19 protein-coding genes and 1 other annotated feature are annotated in these 19,845 nt (G+C 39.7%); of the genes, 18 read left to right on the forward strand and 1 reads right to left on the reverse strand.

The features are described 5' to 3' along the window. Positions 1-205 precede the first annotated feature (205 nt). The 3 genes from IEU65_RS07360 to IEU65_RS07370 all read left to right on the forward strand — a co-directional run bounded on the left by IEU65_RS07360 (position 206) and on the right by IEU65_RS07370 (position 3,137). Positions 206-895 carry a response regulator transcription factor gene (locus IEU65_RS07360; protein WP_010278168.1) on the forward strand — a complete coding sequence of 230 codons (690 nt, stop codon included), beginning with the start codon at positions 206-208 and terminating at the stop codon, positions 893-895. After that, positions 888-2,183: a sensor histidine kinase gene (locus IEU65_RS07365; RefSeq protein ID WP_010278165.1), complete on the forward strand. Its 1,296-nt coding sequence runs from the start codon at positions 888-890 to the stop codon at positions 2,181-2,183. Before IEU65_RS07360 ends, IEU65_RS07365 begins: the two co-directional genes overlap by 8 nt. 93 nt (positions 2,184-2,276) lie before the next feature. Beyond that, a complete protein-coding gene (locus tag IEU65_RS07370; protein WP_010278162.1) occupies positions 2,277-3,137 on the forward strand; it encodes a S1C family serine protease in 861 nt (286 codons plus the stop codon). An 83-nt stretch (positions 3,138-3,220) separates the two neighbouring features. Here the strand turns inward: IEU65_RS07370 and IEU65_RS07375 are convergent, their stop codons facing one another. Further along, entirely contained in the window at positions 3,221-3,547 is a 327-nt protein-coding gene (locus IEU65_RS07375; protein WP_010278159.1) for a thioredoxin family protein, read from the reverse strand. A gap of 379 nt (positions 3,548-3,926) precedes the next feature. Between IEU65_RS07375 and IEU65_RS07380 the strand changes: the two genes are divergently transcribed. The 15 genes from IEU65_RS07380 (at position 3,927) to IEU65_RS07450 (ending at position 19,830) form a co-directional block, all read left to right on the forward strand. Continuing rightward, the gene (locus IEU65_RS07380; RefSeq protein WP_010278155.1) at positions 3,927-4,697 is read left to right on the forward strand and encodes an ABC transporter ATP-binding protein; all 771 of its coding nucleotides are present in this window, start codon (positions 3,927-3,929) and stop codon (positions 4,695-4,697) included. After that, entirely contained in the window at positions 4,690-5,433 is a 744-nt protein-coding gene (locus IEU65_RS07385; RefSeq protein WP_010278148.1) for a hypothetical protein, read from the forward strand. The genes IEU65_RS07380 and IEU65_RS07385 overlap by 8 nt, the downstream gene beginning before the upstream one ends. Beyond that, complete coding sequence (locus tag IEU65_RS07390) at positions 5,433-6,149, forward strand: ABC transporter permease (RefSeq protein WP_010278146.1); 717 nt, start codon at positions 5,433-5,435, stop codon at positions 6,147-6,149. The genes IEU65_RS07385 and IEU65_RS07390 overlap by 1 nt, the downstream gene beginning before the upstream one ends. Before the next feature lie 457 nt (positions 6,150-6,606). Further along, entirely contained in the window at positions 6,607-7,479 is an 873-nt protein-coding gene (locus tag IEU65_RS07395) for a homoserine O-acetyltransferase/O-succinyltransferase family protein (protein WP_010278144.1), read from the forward strand. Between the two features lie 7 nt (positions 7,480-7,486). Next, positions 7,487-8,593 (forward strand): trans-sulfuration enzyme family protein, encoded by a 1,107-nt coding sequence (locus IEU65_RS07400; RefSeq protein ID WP_010278142.1) that lies wholly within the window; start codon positions 7,487-7,489, stop codon positions 8,591-8,593. After that, the gene (locus IEU65_RS07405) at positions 8,590-9,729 is read left to right on the forward strand and encodes a trans-sulfuration enzyme family protein (protein WP_010278137.1); all 1,140 of its coding nucleotides are present in this window, start codon (positions 8,590-8,592) and stop codon (positions 9,727-9,729) included. The genes IEU65_RS07400 and IEU65_RS07405 overlap by 4 nt, the downstream gene beginning before the upstream one ends. 20 nt (positions 9,730-9,749) lie before the next feature. Beyond that, positions 9,750-10,871: a vitamin B12 independent methionine synthase gene (locus tag IEU65_RS07410; protein ID WP_010278136.1), complete on the forward strand. Its 1,122-nt coding sequence runs from the start codon at positions 9,750-9,752 to the stop codon at positions 10,869-10,871. Between the two features lie 22 nt (positions 10,872-10,893). Beyond that, positions 10,894-11,754 (forward strand): MetQ/NlpA family ABC transporter substrate-binding protein, encoded by an 861-nt coding sequence (locus IEU65_RS07415; RefSeq protein ID WP_010278134.1) that lies wholly within the window; start codon positions 10,894-10,896, stop codon positions 11,752-11,754. Further along, positions 11,754-12,230 (forward strand): S-ribosylhomocysteine lyase, encoded by a 477-nt coding sequence (locus IEU65_RS07420; RefSeq protein ID WP_010278132.1) that lies wholly within the window; start codon positions 11,754-11,756, stop codon positions 12,228-12,230. Before IEU65_RS07415 ends, IEU65_RS07420 begins: the two co-directional genes overlap by 1 nt. Before the next feature lie 47 nt (positions 12,231-12,277). Next, positions 12,278-12,545: a binding site (T-box leader), on the forward strand. Positions 12,546-12,772: 227 nt separating this feature from the next. Continuing rightward, positions 12,773-13,900, forward strand: coding sequence for a 5-methyltetrahydropteroyltriglutamate--homocysteine S-methyltransferase (locus tag IEU65_RS07425; RefSeq protein WP_010278128.1), 1,128 nt, complete (start codon positions 12,773-12,775; stop codon positions 13,898-13,900). Positions 13,901-14,266: 366 nt separating this feature from the next. Next, positions 14,267-15,406, forward strand: a complete 1,140-nt coding sequence (locus tag IEU65_RS07430) for a PTS sugar transporter subunit IIC (RefSeq protein WP_010278125.1) — start codon at positions 14,267-14,269, stop codon at positions 15,404-15,406. 107 nt (positions 15,407-15,513) lie between these two features. Further along, the gene (gene kimA, locus IEU65_RS07435; RefSeq protein ID WP_010278122.1) at positions 15,514-17,358 is read left to right on the forward strand and encodes a potassium transporter KimA; all 1,845 of its coding nucleotides are present in this window, start codon (positions 15,514-15,516) and stop codon (positions 17,356-17,358) included. 95 nt (positions 17,359-17,453) lie between these two features. Then, positions 17,454-17,606 (forward strand): hypothetical protein, encoded by a 153-nt coding sequence (locus IEU65_RS07440; RefSeq protein ID WP_188352242.1) that lies wholly within the window; start codon positions 17,454-17,456, stop codon positions 17,604-17,606. Between the two features lie 98 nt (positions 17,607-17,704). Continuing rightward, positions 17,705-18,421: a response regulator transcription factor gene (locus IEU65_RS07445; protein ID WP_010278116.1), complete on the forward strand. Its 717-nt coding sequence runs from the start codon at positions 17,705-17,707 to the stop codon at positions 18,419-18,421. Continuing rightward, positions 18,418-19,830 (forward strand): sensor histidine kinase, encoded by a 1,413-nt coding sequence (locus IEU65_RS07450; protein ID WP_010278113.1) that lies wholly within the window; start codon positions 18,418-18,420, stop codon positions 19,828-19,830. Before IEU65_RS07445 ends, IEU65_RS07450 begins: the two co-directional genes overlap by 4 nt. Positions 19,831-19,845 lie beyond the last annotated feature (15 nt).

A 19,845-nucleotide genomic window follows, 5' to 3' on the forward strand; every position in this document is an offset into this window, starting at 1 on the left:
TTAAAATGGTCATATTATCGAAATGTGTCCAGTGGTTGAAACGATAACTATATTATTTTTGGTGCATATTTACTGAAATAGGCGTTTTGAATGCAAGAGAAAATATTGAAAATCATGGTAAAATGACGTGTAGTGTTATTTAACTTCCTTTTAACTTTGAATTCGTATAATAACGGTATAAAATAGGTACAATGGAGATATGAAAATGTCTAAAGCAATCAAAATATTATTAATCGAAGATGATGTCAATTTAGCGGATAACGTGGTTGGATTTTTGCAGGATTTTGCTGATGTTCAGGCAGTTACGGATGGTTTGGATGGTGAATTTGAGGCGCAAGAAGTGCCTTACGATCTGATTATTTCTGATTTAATGTTGCCTGGCGAGAATGGACTTGAGGTCATTAAGAATTTAAGGCATCACAATGTTGAGACACCAGTGCTCATTTTAACGGCGAAAAGCTCACTAGACGATAAAATTGAAGGCTTTAACGTTGGTGCTGATGACTATTTGACTAAGCCATTTCACAGAGAAGAATTGTTAGTGAGAGTGAAGGCTTTGTTACGTCGATCAGGTGTTTATTCTGAGGATAATACGATTACAGTTGGTGATGTGTTAATTAACTTGGAAAATAGAGGTGTCCAAGTTCATGGGCAACAAGTTAAATTAGTTGGTAAAGAATTTGATATATTAACTTATTTAGCTCAAAATAAAAATATCATTGTGACGCGCGATCAAATATTTGATCGCGTTTGGGGCATTGATTCTGATACCACAATCAATGTTGTTAATATTTATTTGAATAATTTACGTCGTAAACTAGAGGCGGTTGGTCAAAATGACTTAATCAAAACACTACGAAATATTGGATTTATTTTAGAGGTAAGCGATGCCTAGTATTATTAACAAAAAGCAGCAAGTCCGTGGATTTATTTGGCTCCTCGCCAGCTTTTTTGTTATCTTTTCGATTTTGGCCAGTGTGATTTTTCTATCGTACACACGGACAGTTTTTCAAAGCGCTGATAATGCAATTAACGAAGCCATTCGATTGTACGATAATCAAGGCCTATTATCGACCTCAGACAATAACGTAAAAAAATCTCAACCAATTGTAAGTTCGAGTACACGCGCAGATACTTGGTCATTTGATAAAAATGGCAAGTTGATTGTCGACACCTCTGTTACTGATCCAAGACAAAAAGCAATGCAGAAAGCGCTGCAAGCCACGGTTAAGTTTAAAAAGTCTACGTTAACGGACAAAGCGGAAACCTATAAAATAGCTGGAAACTATTATCGCGTTATTGGCGTTAAATTCAAAAAGAATGCGGCTAAAAGTTATGATACCATTGCTGCAAATGGCTTAATCATGGTAAATGTGACGGATACGATGATTAATTTAGCCCACTTCAAAAAAGTTCTTTTTTGGTCCTTTGGATTGTTTGGTTTACTAGCAGTGTTGGTTTCTTATATTATTTCACGTTTCAATATGCGACCTATATTGAAATCTTGGCAGCAACAACAAGATTTTGTCAATAATGCGGCACATGAGTTGCGGACACCAATGGCGGTCATACAAGGTAAGCTGGAAAATATGCTGATGAAGCCTGAGTCAACTGTGCGTGACCAATCGAATGCCATTATTTTGTCACTTTCAGAAGTTCGCCGATTAACTTCTTTAACTAACAATATGTTAACTTTGGCAAAATCTGGATCAAATATGACTAAAATCGAGAAAAAAGCGACGAATGTGTCGGAATTTTTGGGTGAAATCATTGCACCATACGAAGAAATGGCACAGTTTGATGGTAAGAAGGTGACGTTAAACGTTGATGTGGATCAAGAAGTTTTTATTGATCAAAAACGAATTCATCAATTGTTGGTACTGTTGCTTGATAATGCATTAAAATATTCAGATGAGGGCGCATTGGTCTCGGTTAAGGCCGGAATTGAAAAGAAAAAGTTCATTTTAAGTGTTGCGGATACTGGTCGCGGCATTAGTGATGAAGCTAAGAAACATGTTTTTGACCGCTTTTATCGCGAAGACAAGACTGGAAATCGTGAAACAGGTGGGACTGGATTAGGCTTATCAATTGCTGAATGGGTTGTACAGGCGCATGGTGGTAAAATAACGGTTTTGGATAATACCCCACAAGGTACTATTTTTAGGATTGCCCTACCACTTTAATATAGAATTTATGTTGATTAAATATGATAAACATATCAAATATGTTCACTGACATTTTTTTGAGCGACAGGGAACCAAAATGGAGGAAAAAACATGAAAAAATATTCTCTTTTTGTCGTTGCAATCGTTTCAGCTTTAGTCGCCAGTTTGACAGTATATACAGGCATGCAATCAAACTCATGGTTTCAACAAACAACTAAACAGTCAAAAACTTCGAACTCGGCTGGAACTGCAACGGTAGCGACTACCGCCTACACAAGTAGTGACACGGCAACGACGGCTTACAATAAGGTGAAGAATGCCGTTGTTACGGTACAAAATTTGCAAAAAGCAGCCACGCTGAGCGACGGGTGGTCGTCTTTCTTTAATCAAGAAGAACAAAGTAGTAGTTCAGAGCTAGAGACAGCTTCAGAAGGATCTGGTGTTGTTTATAAAATTGCTGATGGATATGCTTATATTATCACAAACAATCACGTTGTCGCTGATTCAGATAAGTTGCAGCTAATTACGGCTAGCGGGAAAAAAGTTGAGGCAACTATTGTCGGCACTGATACAACAAAAGACTTAGCATTGTTAAAGGCCACAGCGACTGACATCAAAGTATCCGCATCATTTGGTAATTCTAAATCACTACTAGCAGGACAACAAGTATTAGCGATTGGGTCACCTTTAGGATCGGATTATGCTACTTCATTAACTAGTGGTATCGTCTCAGCACCGCGTCGAGAACTCACAGCAGAGGAGACCGGCTCATCTGCTACGACGGCAATTCAAACCGATACAGCTATTAACCCTGGTAACTCTGGGGGCCCGTTGATTAATCTTAAAGGACAGGTTATAGGGATTACCTCCTCAAAAATTGTTTCATCGACTGATGGCACAAGTGTTGAAGGCATGGGATTTGCTATCCCTGCTGATATTGTTCAATCCTTTATTGCTAAAACAGAAAAGTAAAAACCACTGTCTCGTTTTGAATTAAACCTGCTAACTTGATGATTGTCAAGTTAGCAGGTTTAATTTAGTTTAGACAGCGGTTTTTATATTGTACTTTGATACCAATCCAGTACTTGCTGCGGTGTTAAGCGTTCACCATGACCAACACGAGAAATTTCTTTTCCATTTTCAAATAAAACAAAAGATGGAATGCCTCGCATGTTGTGACTCGTAGCAAAGTCGATGTTGTCATCACGATCTGCATCAATCCAATCGGCAGTGGTTGTAACGGTATCTTTAATATTTTGAACAAAGGGTTTAATTGCTTTACAATCACCACACCAGTCGGCCGATAAGAATAAGACGTGGCGACCAGATTGGGCGATAGTGCGATCGAGTTCTTCGTTTGTGTGATGTAATTGTTCGTACATGTTTTCATCCTTTCTAATACTTGTCAGCATTATAGCATATTTTTCAGGGCATAATAAGGTGAATGATTATAACTTTATTGACATCTAATCTCATATCTGTATAATAAAAATGTGATATCACTTGATATCAAAACGTTTTTAAATTAACTACGATGATGTTTGTCATCGTCCAACCCGTGTTTGGAGGTAGCGCAATGATTGCGATGAATAATAATTTTGATGTTGAGTGTGCACAATTTATGCAAGCATAACTTTCAAAATTGTGCACTAGATTGCATGTAGGTTGTTCGAAAGTTTGACCTACTTATTTAGAGTACAAGGATAAAAAAATTGAATAAAATAAAACAATATCATGTCTCTTGCTTGGTGGAGGTGCGTCATGACAACGATTGAGGTACGTCACTTAAGAAGAACATTTACCGAAGTAAGCGAATTTGTGGCAGTTGATGATGTCTCTTTTAAGATTGAATCTGGCCAAATAGTAGCGTTATTAGGACCAAATGGTGCTGGGAAAACGACGACTGTCAAAATGATTTCTGGTTATCTGGCACCAACGAGTGGTGATGTATTAGTCGACGGTGTGAATATACTAACGCATCAAAAATTAATGGCTACAAATATTGCTACGGTTTTTGGGGGTGAATTAGGTTTTTATGCACGAGCCACAGCCTATGATAATTTGAACTTTTTTGCAACATTGTTTGGTATTTCCCGTCGAGAGCGACGTAACCGAATATCTCAGGCACTACAAGATGTTGACCTCGCCAATGTTAGTGACAAACAATTAGGGCAATTTTCTCGTGGTATGCGACAGAGAATGCATATCGCTCGTGCTTTATTGAAAGCAACAAATGTTATTTTGCTTGACGAACCCACCAGCGGATTGGATGTGGAAATTTCCCATGAAATACGACGATTAATACGCAAATTAGCAGATCAAGGAAAGACAATTTTGCTGACGAGTCATACAATGACTGAGGTTGAAGATTTAGCAGATCGGGTCTTGTTAATCGGTGGAGGTAAAATTCTTCATGATGGAACGGTGGCAAGCGTTGTAGCTTTATCAGGTGTCACCAAAGTTGACCGTCCAGCAACGCTTGAAGAGTCCTATTTGGCGCTTGCGCCAGAATTGAGGCGTCAACATGATTGACTTTATGACGTTGACTTGGTTTCATTTGAAGTTGTTTGCTCAAAACAGCTATTTTCGTACGATTGTTTTTGTGACCACGATTGGTTATGTATTGATGCAATATGTCGCTGCAAACGCTGTTCATGATTTGGGGAACCAAACGATTTGGTTGCGAGCAGGCATTATCGGTACTTGGGCGGCTGGTACTTCTGCAGCAGGTGTCATACCATATCAACGTGCACAAGGTACATTGGCTTATATTCTTGACACCACTAAAGGAGAAGCGATTAGCTTAGCGACTCTGATAATACCGGCAGCCTGTTTTGGTTTGTTAGCTTTTCCTGTGGCTTGGCTGACGAGTTTGGTCTTAGGAGTTAGTACTACAGGCATTACTTGGATTTTGGTGTTAGGGGTTATAACGCTGTGGTTAAGTGTCATATTACTAGATTTTGTTGTAGCCGGTTTATTTGTATTAACGCCAAATGCCATGCTGTACGAAAGTCTTTTATTAATACCGATTTTGATTGGTGCTGGCATCTACACTGTTCCGCAACGCTATCAAATGGTAGTCGAAGTATTAGGGTTGTTTCTGCCTATGGCAACACCTGTAAAAATGATTTTACAGCCTAACTTAGTCACGGGTATCGATGTGTTGCAAATGTTAATACTCAGTGTAGTATGGTTAATAATGGCACATTTTTTGTTGAAAATTTCTTTACGGCGACTACGTGTTACTGGCGATATGGCGGTGATCTAATGTTAAAAATAGACTTGCTTTCATTGCCTTATTTCAGAAATTGGCGAACGTTTGTTGTTAGTTTTGTGATTACACCCGTTTTAGAAATTTTAATGATTGGATTATTGCGTGCCCAATTTAGTTCAATTGCAGCGATTAAATCAGTGGTTGCCATTAGTTTAATGACCGCTGTTGGCACACTACTAGGCAGTTTATCAGCGCTTTTTGTTAACGATCAAGTCCGCGGAGTTGCCTTGGAGATGGCTGTTGAATCACCATACTCAATAAAATACTGGACCAGTAAATTTACCGCAGCCTTGATTGTTGCGTTAGGGCAGGTAATCATTACCTTATTTTTAGTGACAATTGTAACGCGAGATACTTCGTGGATAAGTCGAGCTGCTCTAGTGTTACCATTACTCTTGATTTATGGTGAAATCATTGCTTTTGTGGCGATTATTATATCGTGGCAACATGACGACCCTTATTTGACTGCAAACATTTTAGGGACAGTTATCATATTATTGAGTGGTGTTATTGTACCGGTATCACTTTATCCCAAATGGTTGGCTTTTCTCACGCAATGCTTACCTTTTTCTCAGACGATGCAATGGTTTTTAACTGGATCAGGGAGTCTATTCCTTGATAGTATTGTTGCGGGAATCTGGCTGTTGCTAGGAATCAGCATGTATCACTATCAAATTAAACGTGTTAAACGGCATGCCATGATTCAGTGATATCTTTTTTTATGTGGTTATTGTGAGATTTCATTTGTTAATTATGAAAATGCTATTGACATTATGTGGATATAAAGTTATAGTTAAAAGCAACATAAACGTTGAAGAGATAAGTACCATAAAATGCCTTAAAAAGAGAGTCTGTCGTTGGTGAAAGCAGATAAGGTTGCTTCTGGGAAAATGGTCTTGGAGTTTTCACGGATACGAGCAGGCGTACACTCATATGTGCAACGCAGTAAGTTGAAATCGGGTGTCACCCGTTACCAGACAACGTATTACCAAAGACTTTCACAGATGTTCTCGACGAAAGATTAGCGGCGTACGTTTGGAGGTGTGGGTGCGAGAACCTACATGAACACCGGGTGGTAACACGTTTTTCACGTCCCGCAATCTATTATTAATAGATTGCGGTTTTTTTGTGTTATTTTGCTAAATTGTCAAATTAAGGAGGTAAGTTATGAGTGTTATTTTAGAAAATGGCTTGTTAAAACAGCAGCAAACAATTATTGGTTCATACAAATTACTACAACCAACAATAACCATTTTATTAGTTAATCTGATGCCTAATCGTTTACAAACAGAAAAACAATTTGTCCGGCTGTTGAATTTTCTGCCAGTCAACGTGCGGGTTACTTTTGCAATACCAGCCACTCATAATTTAAGACATAATGCAGTCGAAGTGACTAATCATTATTTGACATTAGGGGGCGTTTGGCACCAACAATATGATGGGTTGATCGTAACTGGCGCGCCTGTTGACCAAATTAAGTTTGAGCAAGTCGATTATTGGCAAGAATTTCAACATTTATTGGAATGGCGAAAAACGCATGTTACGGAAAGCTTATTTGCCTGTTGGGCAACTTATGCGGCAGGTTATACTGAAAGAAATTTTCCAGTCAAAGCGATTAAAAACAAAGTGTCGGGCGTCTATCGCCCTGGGCATGTCGCGCAAAGCGAGCTAACTTGGGACTTAGATGTGTTGAAAATGCCACAATCTCGATACTTTACTATACCGTCATTGGGTATACCACGACGGCTAAGAGTGGCTGATGATGACGAATTGGGTGCTTTTATTCTCCGAGATGAAAGCGTGAACTCGACGTATATCAGCGGTCATCTGGAGTATGACACAACAACTCTGGCTGATGAATATTATCGGGACTCAGCCGGTGACAATCAGACACTTGAACCGGAAAATTATTTTGTTAATGGGCGTCCACGCAACAGTTGGCAAGACACAGCAAACCAATTTTTTAAAAATTGGGGGCAACTAATTGTGGCAAAGACAAACAAAATAACAGCAATTAACCTAATATCAGCATTGAATTGAGAAACTTATGACAAATATAGATACTTTATTAGCACAAGGTGGTAATGGCACCGATGACATGAAAACTGGCGCCGTTGTAAGTCCACTGTATTTTTCAACGGCTTATCGGCATCCAGGTTTAGGAGAATCAACAGGATTTGACTACGCCCGAATGAATACACCAACCAGAAGCATTTTGGAAGAACAATTGGCCGAGTTAGAGCATGGTCGGCAAGCATTTGCTACAAGTTCCGGCATGGCGGCAATTGACCTAGTGTTTGATGCTTTAATTCAATCAGGTAATCATTTTATTACATCTGATGATTTATATGGTGGCACATATCGCTATTTTGATGGATTGGTCGAACATAATGGTGTGACCTATGACGTCTGGACAGATGGGGATGATATTTTGAAACTCATTAAACCAGAGACCAAGTTAATCTGGATTGAGACACCTTCCAATCCAACTATGAAAGTTATTGACATTCATTGGTTATGTGAAACGGTTAAAGCGGTGCGTCCGGATATACTAGTCGCGGTAGACAACACATTTTTAACACCCATTTTCCAAAATCCGATACCACTCGGCGCTGATATTGTCGTTCATTCTGCTACAAAGTATTTAGGTGGGCACAATGATATTTTAGCTGGTGTTGTCGTTGCTGGGCGAGATGATTTAGCCCAAAAAATTGAAGATACATTGGTCACACGTGGGCAGGTGCTAGATTCATTTAGTGCTTGGTTGTTGTTAAGAAGCCTGAAAACCTTACATTTGAGAATGGCAAGGCATAATGAAAATGGTCATTTTCTAGCTGAAAAATTAGCAAGTGTTTCAGGAGTAGATCACGTTTTGTATGCAGGATTAGGTGGTATGGTGAGTTTTTATTTGTCAGAAGATTATGATGTTGATCGTTTTTTAAAAGGGCTTAATATTTGTTCATTTGCTGAGAGTCTAGGTGGACCTGAGACGTTGATTACAATACCGTCTGTTCAAACACATCATGATATGACAGCCGAGCAACGAGAAAAACTCGGAATTACGGATCATCTTGTGCGTGTCAGTGCAGGTCTTGAGGAAAAACATGATATTCTAGATGATTTGGTAAATGCAATACAGGGGGCAAGGCAATGAGCGAGTGGACAGATATTATTCAGGCAGCAACTGTGCACGATCCTATATCTGGTGCGATTAACACGCCTATTCAATTAAGTTCGACATTTGATCAACCATCATTTGATCAGTTTGGTGAATATGACTACGCACGATCCGGCAATCCGACACGCGAGGCAGGCGAACAAGCAATTGCAACACTAGAGCATGGAAAATATGGTTATTTGTTTAGTACTGGCATGGCGGCAATCAGCAGTGTGTTGTTTACCTTATCGGCTGGGGATCATTTAGTTGTAAGTCAGCATGTATACGGTGGGACATTTCGCGTGTTAGAAGAAATTTTACCGCGTTGGGGGATTACACATGACTTTGTCGATTTTGCTGATGAATCGGCTATTGAAGCAGCTATTAAACCAGAAACCAAAGCGCTGTATATTGAAACACCATCCAATCCCATTTTGCATATTACGGATATTAAAGCAGTGGTAGCCATTGCTAAAGCACACGGGTTACTCACAATTGCTGATAATACATTTATGTCACCATTTCTGCAAAAGCCATTAGATTTAGGTGTAGATATCGTTGTCCACTCAGCAACCAAATTTTTGGCGGGGCATTCAGATATTTTGGCAGGTGCAGTAGTGGTCAATGACCAGCAATTAGCTGATAAAATTTATTTTATTCAAAATGCCGTCGGTGCAACACTTGGTGTTTTGGATACATGGTTATTATTACGAGGTATTAAGACATTGGGAGTTCGAATGTCTCACGCTGCTCATTCTGCACAAGAAATTGCGGAACATTTAGCACAACATCCTAAAATCGTCAACGTACTATATCCCGGCCTGGCAACACATCCAGGGCACGATGTTCACTTAGCACAAGCAAAAAATGGTGGCGCTGTACTGAGTTTTGATGTTGGTAGTGAAGCCAATGCCAGACGACTCGTTTCCGCACTTAAAATACCCGCATTTTCAGTTAGCTTGGGTGCAGTGGAAAGTATCATCAGCTATCCACCTAAAATGAGCCACGCTGAACTCAATCAAACAGAATTGGACAAGACTGGTATTAGCCCTGGATTATTGAGATTTTCAGTGGGATTAGAAGATGTGGCTGATTTAATTAGTGACTTAGACGCTGGATTGGCAACAATTTGAATATTAGAAGGAGAGAAAACATGACAACTGCAGGAAAATTAAACTATCATTTTGACCAAGTAGGTTCGTATTTGCGTCCCAAAAACTTGAAAGAGGCACGTGAACAGTACGCTGATGGTGAAATCACAGCTGATGCATTGCGCGAGGTACAACAGACAGAAATTAAAAAGTTAGTAACTAAGCAAGTAGAAGCTGGTCTATTGGCAGTGACTGACGGTGAATTTAATCGTTCATGGTGGCATTTGGATTTCTTGGGTCAATTGGGTGGTTTTGAATTTTATGATCAAGCAGATTCTTACAAATTTCATGGTGAAAAAACACGGTCTACTAACGTACGTATCAATGGTAAGGTCCATGCTAATTTGGATCATCCATTCTTTAAAGATTTTCAATATTTGAAATCAATCGTGCCAGACGGTGTGGAACCTAAACAGACGATTCCATCACCTAGTTTAATCATCAATCGTGATCACCGTTCTGATTTGTGGTCAAAGTATTATGATACATGGGAAGCCTTTTTAGATGATTTGGCACAAGCTTATCATGACACGTTACAACATTTTTATGATTTGGGCGCCCGTTATATTCAACTCGATGATACAACTTGGGCATATTTGATTTCACAACTCAATGCGAGTGCAGAAAATCCAGAACAACACGCACAATTTGTTAAGACTGCTGAAGATGATGTCTATGTCATTAATAAAGCACTAGCAGGGCTACCTGATGATCTTAAATTATCGACGCACATTTGTCGTGGTAACTTTAAGTCAACTTATTTATTTGAGGGTGGCTATGAACCGGTGGCTAAATATTTGGGCCAACTAAACTATGACGCTTTTTTCTTGGAATATGATAATGATCGTTCCGGTGATTTTGAACCTTTGACGACCATTTATAACGGACGAGACAATGTGGAAATTGTGCTAGGTTTGTTGACGTCTAAATCTGCGGATTTAGAAAATGTTGACGATGTGGTGGCACGGATTAACGAAGCTGCCAGATTTGTACCTAAAAAGCAATTAGCATTGTCAACACAATGTGGTTTTTCGTCCACTGAAGAAGGAAATATTTTGACAATTCCTGATCAGTGGCGCAAACTTGACTTGATTAAGCGGATTGCGGATGCAGAATTAGCTTAATTAGACTAAATAAGGAGATGGTATGGGCAAAAAAACTTGGTTTGTGATATTGGCCGTTTTGGTCATTATTGTGGGTGGTGTGACATATGCAAAGGCCTCAAAAAGGGCATCAACTAACACCATTACAATTGGTTCAGTCACCAGTGACGCCGATATTTGGCGACATTTAGCGAAAAGTGATGCTGCCAAACGCTTAAAATTAAACATCAAAGTCAAAGAGTTTACAGATGGCTTGACGCTTAACAAAGCAACCGCGGAGGGGCAAGTAGATGTTAACGCTTTTCAGTCATATAGCTACTTTCAAGCATTTAATCAAGACAGTAAAGATGGAAAGTTAGTTGCAATTGGAACAACTTATTTGGAACCGCTGGGTATTTATTCTGGTAAATATAAGTCGGTAAAAGATATTCCGGATGGGGCAACGATTGCGATTGCCAAGGACCAAGCAGATGAAGCGCGTGGGTTAAAATTATTAGCCGATGCTGGTTTGATTAAAATTGCGTCTAATTTTGGCGCTTTAGATGGTTTGGAAAAAGTAACATCTAACCCGCACCATTTCAAATTTAAAGAAATTGATGATACAACCGGTGGGCGGCTACTAAATGACAATGGCGTCGATGCTGTATTGATATCTAATTCGGTTTCACAAGCTGCTGGATTAAATGTTTTAAAGGATGCCATTTACTATGAACACATCAATAATCACACCCGCGCAAATGTCAATATTTTAGCAACAGCAGCTAAAAATAAAGGCAATAAGACGTATCAAAAGTTGTTAACGCTATACCGTGATAAAGCGTCACAAAAATACATCACCGACAAATATCATGGTACAAAAACTGAAGTGGTTAAGCCACTATCGTATTTTAAAGGAGTGAAATAATGTCAGAAACAGTTGTTGAAAGTTTTACCTTAGATCATACAAAAGTTAAAGCGCCTTATGTGCGTGTGATTGAAACACAAGCCGGTCCCAATGGTGGCAGTATTACCAACTATGATTTGCGCCTCACGCAACCTAACGAAACAGCCATTGAAACTGGTGGGTTACATACTTTAGAGCATCTTTTTGCGGGTCTAGTACGTGATGAAATTGATGGTATTATTGATATTTCGCCATTTGGTTGCCGCACTGGTTTCCATGTTATTTCGTGGGTAAACTATGATTCTGAAACATTGGCTAAGGTTTTCAAAAAGGTTTTGGAAAAAATTGTCAGTGATGAAGTGACTGAAGTACCAGCCGCTGAAATTGAAAGCTGTGGGAACTTTAAAGACCACAGTCTTCATTCTGCCAAAGAATGGGCTAAAATTATTTTGGCGCAAGGCATTTCAAGTGATGCCTTTGAACGCAAAATTGTTTAGATTTAAATGAAAATAAGTTGACAAAATAATTAAAATAAGATATATTATTTCTAACGTAGAAAAGATAAGTAGTATTCTATCAGATAAAGAGAGTTCGCGTTTGGTGAGAGCGGATTGTGAGAAAATACGAATATGGTCTTGGAGTGATTAATAGTGTGAGTGATCATTAGATATGAACACAAGCATTGTTCGGGTGCGCCCGTTATAGCCGCGCCAATTCTTAATTGTTTTTCAGCAATTGATGATTGATGTTGAGGTGTGCTCGCGTGAGCAGCACATAAACACCGGGTGGTAACACGACAAGTCGTCCCGCAGTCTATTAATTTAGACTGCGGTTTTTTGATGGTTGCATTTAGAAAAGGCAGCGCGGTGTGTCATTAGAAAGGAAGTCGCAATGACTAGATACCAAAAAATACAGTATTTACACGCAGATAAAGTTGCGACAGCAGTGTTTTTACGAGGCAGTGGTGCTCAAATGAGTGGGTAAATGCTTACTAATTTGATGTCAAAAAATATTGCATGATAACAACAGGAGAATAATAATGACAACACAAACATTACAAAAAATTGGATTCCAACATGTCGGTTCATTTCTAAGACCAGAAGCATTGAAGGAGGCACGGCAATCGTTTGCTGCAGGTAATATCACAGCTGAGGAACTCGAAGGTGTCGAAAATGCAGCAATCACAGAACTTGTGAACAAAGAAGTTGAGGCAGGTTTAGATGTCGTCACAGATGGTGAGTTTCGTCGTTCTTATTGGCATTTGGACAATTTCTGGGGATTTGATGGTGTAGAACGCTTTAATTACGGCGAAGGCTATTTCTTTGCACATGAAGAAACGCGTGATGATTCAGCGCGTTTGACGGGAAAATTAGGTTTTAATGCGGATACGCATCCATTTATCCAACACTTTAAATTCGTCAAAGCTTTGGCAGATGAAGCTGGTGTGGCAGCTAAAATCACGATTCCATCACCCTCGCAATTCTATGGTGAGCTGAGCCGTGGCGTTAATGTGGAACGCATTGCCGAACATTATGATAGTAATGAAGAATTGTTTGAAGATATTAAACGCGTCTACCATGAAGAAATACTAGCTTTGTACAATGCTGGTGCACGAACTGTTCAGCTTGACGACTGTACTTGGGGGTTGCTAGTTGATCCAAAGTTTAAGGATGTCTATGCCGCAACTGGATTTGATATTAATGATTTGAAAAGATTATACCTTGATTTGAATAATGGTGCGATTGCTGATTTGCCTGACGATTTAACCATTAATACACACGTTTGTCGCGGTAATTATCATTCTGATTGGGCAACAAGTGGTGGCTATGATGATGTAGCAGATGAGTTATTTGGTCAAGAAAATGTAACCAATTACTTCCTCGAATATGATTCTGAACGCGCGGGTGGCTTTGCACCGTTGGCAAAAGTATCTGGCGACAAGCAGGTTGTGCTGGGATTAATCACCACAAAATCTGGTGAACTGGAAGATAAGGGAACTATCATCGCAAGAATCCACGAAGCGACTAAATATTTGCCATTGGATCGGCTTTGGTTATCAACCCAGTGTGGCTTTGCGTCAACCGAAGAAGGGAACATTTTGACTGATGCACAACAATGGGCTAAATTACAGTTGGTAAAAGAAATTTTAGATGAACTTTGGGGATAAGCGAATTATTGTTTTAAAATTAAATTTATCTTTTTTAAATTAGACTATTGACATTTTAAAACAATGGTGTCATAATAATTTTATTAACTTAAAGGAAAAATGTTACATGCAACGTCTCAGTGTAAACAACTTCACACAAAGCATTCAAATCAACATTGTCGTCATTATTATTTGACTTCAAGGTTGGTTCACTTTGTGATGCTAGCCTTTGATAAAAAGGCTGGCGTGAAGTTGTCGACTTGAGTCGTATAACTTAAAGGAGCGCTAGTATATCTAGCGCTCCTTTTTTCTTAGAGTTTTTTCATAAGATGCGCAGCTTATGAGCAAAAAATGGAGCAAGGGCAACAAGCCCAAAGGGGAATTATTATGGACGCAACAGTATCAAAAACGCAATCATCACATGCGACTGACAAAACTGAAAAATTACGTGATCGCAAAGCAAATCCGCGAACTGTTCGAGAAGTTGTTTATGACGTCTCACAAGGCATTTCACACGCCATCCTTGCCGTCTTGGGTATGGGATTATTAATGGCATCGCTTGGTAACGCATTTCATTTCACACCATTAGTACAGGCTGGATTGATGGGTCAAAAAATGTTGGCACCTGCTTTGGGTGTTGGTATCGCAATTGCGATGCGTTCAAATTTGCTCACAACTGGTGCTGCCTTAATTGCGGCCACTGTTGGATCTAACGCTGTTTACTTTACTTCGGCAGTTGCACCAGCTACCCATACTGCTACGGGATGGGCTGCAGATCAGGCCGCTGGTTCACTAGTGATGACGTCTGGACAACCTATTTCTGCGGTGTTAGCTGCTTTGATGGCAGTGCTTGTCGGTAATTGGTTAACAGGCAAAACGCCTTTGGACATGATGCTAGTACCATTTGGTGCTGTGTTGGCTGGTACATTCTTTGGCTTAGCTACTGCATCTGTGACAACGCCATTCTTGAATTGGGTATCAGAATCACTTGCCTCAACCATGAAAATCAATCCATTCTTGGGTGCGTTTGTTGTCTCAGTTGTTTGGTTCTTGTTTTTGATGACACCTGCTTCTTCTGCAGCGCTGGCAATTGCGGTTATGCTTGATCCACTATCTGGTGGTGCTGCATTAATTGGTACCACTGCAGGGTTTGTCGTTTATACAGCAATGGGTTGGAAGCAAAATGATTTGGGTGCCAATTTTGCACAAACGATTGTCACGCCAAAAGTGCAATTTCCAAACTTGCTTAAGAGTCCGTTATTGATGTTTGGTCCAGCTTTGATTGCCGGAGTTTCTGCGATGGTAGCTGTTGGTATCTTCGGATTGAAAGTTCCATTTGCCATTGCTGGATTAGGATTGAATGGCTTTATCGCACCGATTGCTTTAGCCTCAAGTGACCCTCGCGGATTGCTGTTAGTGGCAGTCTTTGGTATTGTTGTACCAGTTGTTGCTTCATTAACCTTTTATTATTTCTTGCGCAAAACAGGACACACTAAAGAAAACGATTTGCATCTTGAAGTTGTTTAACAATGTGTGTTGTTTGTTACAAAGTCGTCATATTGACGGCTTTTTTAATACATAAAAGTAGCGTAGAATATGTTGAGTAATAAATAAATGTATTGAGAGATTATGATATGTTTCAAAATATCAAACGCATCTTGATTGGAAAGCCATTAAAAACGTTGGACGAGGGTGGGCAGTCTTTGTCAAAGACAAAAGCCTTGGCGTTGCTTTCATCAGATGCTTTATCATCAGTTGCTTATGGAACAGAGTCAATTACAACAGCCTTATTGGCTGCAGGTGCGGTTGCACTGTGGCTGCAGGTACCAATCGCATTGCTTGTTTTGGTGCTGTTAGCGGCTATTGTAATGAGTTATCGACAAATTATTCACGCTTACCCATCGGGTGGTGGTGCATATGCTGTGGCAAGTGAAAATTGGGGATCTAAGGCTGGTTTAGTGGCTGGTGGCTCACTGTTAGTTGACTATATGCTAACGGTTGCCGTTTCAGCGTCGGCAGCGGCAGACGCAATTACGGCAGCTGTGCCTGCGATTCTACCATTTACGGTACCACTGTCGATTATTGTGGTTTTGCTTTTAACTGGTATGAACTTGCGTGGCCTTCGGGAGAGCGCCAATTTCTTAATGATTCCAGTCTATTTTTTTATAACGGTTTTGGCGATTATGATTGCTTGGGGTGTTTTTCAAGCAGTGACTGGACAGTTGCCTTATCATGCTGCGGCTAAAATTGGGACTAGCTTTAGTGGCTTATCATTTGTCTTGTTCATGCGTGCCTTTTCAAGTGGGTCATCTTCTTTAACTGGAGTTGAAGCAATTTCCAATGCGGTACCTAATTTTAAGGTACCTAAAGAGAAGCACGCGGCATCAACATTAGCTTTGATGGCATTAATTTTGGCAGCATTCTTTGGTGGTATTACTTTTCTAAGTTATTGGTATGGCATCCACCCTAATGCCCATTCAACGGTATTATCACAGATTGCAATGACAACATTTGGGGGACAAAATATTGGCTTCTATATTGTGCAATTAGCGACAGCGATGATTTTAGCTGTTGCGGCGAATACTGGATTTTCGGCTTTTCCGATGTTGGCATTGAACCTAGCGCGTGATAAATATTTGCCACATCTTTACATGGATAAAGGTGATCGTTTAGGATATTCAAATGGTATTTTGTCATTATCTTTTGGGGCAATCATCTTATTGCTTATTTTTCATGGTTCTACGGATGCCTTGATTCCACTGTATGCTGTTGGTGTCTTTGTACCATTTACATTGTCACAATCAGGCATGATAATTCACTGGTGGCATAAAAAACCAAAAAATTGGGTTTTGAAAGCAGTTATTAATTTTGTTGGCGCCTTTATTTCAGCTGTTTTGGTGATAACGTTGTTTGCCACCAGAATTGAACATGTCTGGCCATACTTGTTGATTATGCCTGTGGTGATGTTTACTTTTCTAAAAATCAAACATCATTATTTGAGCATTGGTAAACAGTTGAGGCTCCAGTATGCCAAAAATGATAACGCCGTTCGTCATCATTACGATGGCGCAACGGTAATTGTATTGGTGTCAAATATTACTAAGGTGACGACTGAAGCGATTGATTATGCACAATCAATTGGCGATTATGTTGTTGCTATGCATGTTAGTTTTGATGTTAATCCAAAAAAAGAGCTGGAAACTTCAACACAATTTAAGTTGGACTTTCCAGATGTGAGATATGTCGATATTCATTCGTCGTATCGTTCCATTGTCAAACCAGCATTGAGCTTCGTTGACGCAGTGGCAAAACAAGCCAAAAAGCGCAATCATTCAGTCACTGTTTTGGTGCCACAATTCGTGCCTAAAAAGCCTTGGCAAAACGTTTTGCATAACCAAAACTCTTTACGCTTACGAACGGCATTTGCTTCGCGAGAAGATATTTCTGTTTCAACATATTATTATCATTTAACTGAGTAATGTGGTCTGCATCGGTGTCTCGACCGGTGCATCACGTACATAAATGTGCTATTTAGGCACAATTTTTACCATTATAGGAGGCTATAACCATGTCAATGGAAACAAAATGGACGCTATTTTTTATTTGGGTGGTCATTGCAATGACAATCTCAACCGTTGGTTTAGTTATGATTATACGGTGGTACCATCGTGAAGTTAAAAAGGTCAAAGCACAAAAACATGAAGAAACAGACCAAAAAAAATCATAATTTCTACAAAAATAGGTGTTCATGTATGAATATACGTGCATAAAATGCTATCATGACGTATAATCTTAGATATAAGATAATAATTAAGGATAATTGCGATGAAAATTTTGATGATTGAAGACAATAAATCTGTATCCGAGATGATGAGCATGTTTTTCAAAAAGGAAGGTTGGCAAGCAACATACAGCTATGATGGTAATCAAGCAGTTGTACTATTCGCTGAAGATCCTTTCGCATTTGATTTAATTACATTGGATCTCAATTTACCGGGATTAGGTGGCATGCAGGTAGCGGCAAAAATACGTGAGATGAATGATAACGTGCCACTAATCATGTTAACTGCAAGAGACAGTGAATCAGATCAGGTATTAGGTCTTGAAATGGGAGCTGATGATTACGTCACCAAGCCCTTTAGTCCGATTACATTAATTGCTCGTATTAAAGCGATTGCCCGCCGTGCAGAAAAGGCGGCCATCAATTCCCAACCGACCCACGAAAAATTTGACGTGACAACGGAACATTTCCAACTTAATTCGAATACTCGTGAGGCATTCTTGGATGGCAAACCAGTTAAAGCATTGACACCAAAGGAATTCGAATTACTCAAGACGCTAGCGCTTAAACCTCGACAAGTGTTTTCTCGAGAACAATTGTTGCAGATGGTGTGGGATTATGAATATTTTGGGGATGAACGTACCGTTGATGCTCATGTGAAAAAGTTACGTCAAAAAATTGAAAAAGCTGGACCTCAAGTTATTCAGACAGTTTGGGGAGTCGGTTATAAGTTCGATGATTCAGGAGTTGAACCAGAATGAAAATTATGCACCAACAGATGCTCGCTTTTCTCGCCATCCTTATGACGATGATTGTCATTGTTGGTTTTTTATTTGCGCAATTTATGTTTCACTCTGTTTACGAACAGACATACAGTAATCTCAATAATTACGCGACGACTTTTTTTTCATTGGTGGTTGATACTGAAGATGACAGTGGCAACAAATTAAATGTAGATCCTAGTGCATTTAAAACTGCTAAAAAAGTCATGTCAGATCAAGGTGTTGAAGTGTCGATTTATGATAACAAGACCCACAAGCGCGTTTATGGTAATACTGGCCCTAAAAAGATTAGTGAAACACTTTGGCAAGAAACTTTTTCTGGTGACTCACGAGTTAAACGAACACGAACAGGTGAACAACTATCAGTGTATCGTGGTTGGATGTATGGTGGTGAAAAACTAGGTGTGGTTCGTGTTTCACGCCAAATTGTAGGACGCAGTGCGCAATCAACAATGTTGTTAGAAGAAATGGTTGCTGCCATGGTGATAGGTGGTACGTTAGCAATGTCATTAGCAGCTGTTATTTCGTGGCGTTGGTCACACGTGATTACAGATATGCAACAAGCCACAGAGCAAATGGCCGAAGGTAATTATGAACTCAAGCTAAAGCGAACTGGTAAAGACGAACTCGGTCATTTAGCCGGTGATATCAATAATTTATCATTAGCATTACGCGCCCAAAGTGATGAAATTATTGAGCAAGAGGAACGACGAAAGCAATTTATGGCTAATGCCTCGCATGAAATGCGTACACCACTGACGACTATGTCAGGTCTGCTAGAAGGATTGGCTTATGATGTTTTTCCGGAAGAAGAAAAGTCGCGTGCTTATGCATTGATGCAAAAAGAGACACAACGGCTCATTCGTTTGGTAGAAGAAAATCTTGACTATGAAAAGTTAAGGGCGAATAAAATTGTCTTACGAAAACAAAAAATTGATGCTTACAAAATGATTAGTGATTTAAGCAACCAGTTAGCTAGTAAAGCAGCCCATGAAGAGACGACTATTGAGATTTCAGGTGATCAACAAGCTACGGTTTTTGGCGATCAGGATAGACTGACGCAGGTGCTTTTTAATTTGATCAATAATGCTATCCAATTCACGCAGAGGGGACAAATTAAGGTGTCAGTGGCCCGCCAAGGTAATGCCACAATCTTTAAGGTGGCAGATACTGGCATTGGCATGACAGCTGAACAAGTTGACAATGTTTTTGAGCGTTACTATAAGGCTGATCCGTCCCGTATGTCAACTAAGGGTGAATCAGGCATTGGTATGGCGATTGTCAAACAGATTGTCACATTGCATGATGGTGATATCACGATTGATTCCACACCAAAAGTTGGTACGACAATCACTGTTACTATACCAGATCAGCAGACTGTCAATTAATTTTCGTCAAGGGCA

The sequence above is a fragment of the Leuconostoc pseudomesenteroides KCTC 3652 genome, assembly GCF_014634745.1.
GTDB lineage: Bacteria > Bacillota > Bacilli > Lactobacillales > Lactobacillaceae > Leuconostoc > Leuconostoc pseudomesenteroides.

What these genes read in the sequence shown, in the direction of transcription:
- IEU65_RS07425 (WP_010278128.1), top strand. Translation starts at nt 12,773, where the DNA reads ATGACAACACAAACATTACAAAAAATTGGATTCCAACATGTCGGTTCA.
- IEU65_RS07405 (WP_010278137.1), top strand. Translation starts at nt 8,590, where the DNA reads ATGAGCGAGTGGACAGATATTATTCAGGCAGCAACTGTGCACGATCCT.
- IEU65_RS07395 (WP_010278144.1), top strand. Translation starts at nt 6,607, where the DNA reads ATGAGTGTTATTTTAGAAAATGGCTTGTTAAAACAGCAGCAAACAATT.
- IEU65_RS07385 (WP_010278148.1), top strand. Translation starts at nt 4,690, where the DNA reads ATGATTGACTTTATGACGTTGACTTGGTTTCATTTGAAGTTGTTTGCT.
- IEU65_RS07445 (WP_010278116.1), top strand. Translation starts at nt 17,705, where the DNA reads ATGAAAATTTTGATGATTGAAGACAATAAATCTGTATCCGAGATGATG.
- IEU65_RS07390 (WP_010278146.1), top strand. Translation starts at nt 5,433, where the DNA reads ATGTTAAAAATAGACTTGCTTTCATTGCCTTATTTCAGAAATTGGCGA.
- IEU65_RS07415 (WP_010278134.1), top strand. Translation starts at nt 10,894, where the DNA reads ATGGGCAAAAAAACTTGGTTTGTGATATTGGCCGTTTTGGTCATTATT.
- IEU65_RS07375 (WP_010278159.1), bottom strand. Translation starts at nt 3,547, where the DNA reads ATGTACGAACAATTACATCACACAAACGAAGAACTCGATCGCACTATC.
- IEU65_RS07450 (WP_010278113.1), top strand. Translation starts at nt 18,418, where the DNA reads ATGAAAATTATGCACCAACAGATGCTCGCTTTTCTCGCCATCCTTATG.
- IEU65_RS07360 (WP_010278168.1), top strand. Translation starts at nt 206, where the DNA reads ATGTCTAAAGCAATCAAAATATTATTAATCGAAGATGATGTCAATTTA.
- IEU65_RS07365 (WP_010278165.1), top strand. Translation starts at nt 888, where the DNA reads ATGCCTAGTATTATTAACAAAAAGCAGCAAGTCCGTGGATTTATTTGG.
- IEU65_RS07380 (WP_010278155.1), top strand. Translation starts at nt 3,927, where the DNA reads ATGACAACGATTGAGGTACGTCACTTAAGAAGAACATTTACCGAAGTA.
- IEU65_RS07370 (WP_010278162.1), top strand. Translation starts at nt 2,277, where the DNA reads ATGAAAAAATATTCTCTTTTTGTCGTTGCAATCGTTTCAGCTTTAGTC.
- IEU65_RS07400 (WP_010278142.1), top strand. Translation starts at nt 7,487, where the DNA reads ATGACAAATATAGATACTTTATTAGCACAAGGTGGTAATGGCACCGAT.
- kimA (WP_010278122.1), top strand. Translation starts at nt 15,514, where the DNA reads ATGTTTCAAAATATCAAACGCATCTTGATTGGAAAGCCATTAAAAACG.
- IEU65_RS07410 (WP_010278136.1), top strand. Translation starts at nt 9,750, where the DNA reads ATGACAACTGCAGGAAAATTAAACTATCATTTTGACCAAGTAGGTTCG.
- IEU65_RS07430 (WP_010278125.1), top strand. Translation starts at nt 14,267, where the DNA reads ATGGACGCAACAGTATCAAAAACGCAATCATCACATGCGACTGACAAA.
- IEU65_RS07420 (WP_010278132.1), top strand. Translation starts at nt 11,754, where the DNA reads ATGTCAGAAACAGTTGTTGAAAGTTTTACCTTAGATCATACAAAAGTT.
- IEU65_RS07440 (WP_188352242.1), top strand. Translation starts at nt 17,454, where the DNA reads ATGGAAACAAAATGGACGCTATTTTTTATTTGGGTGGTCATTGCAATG.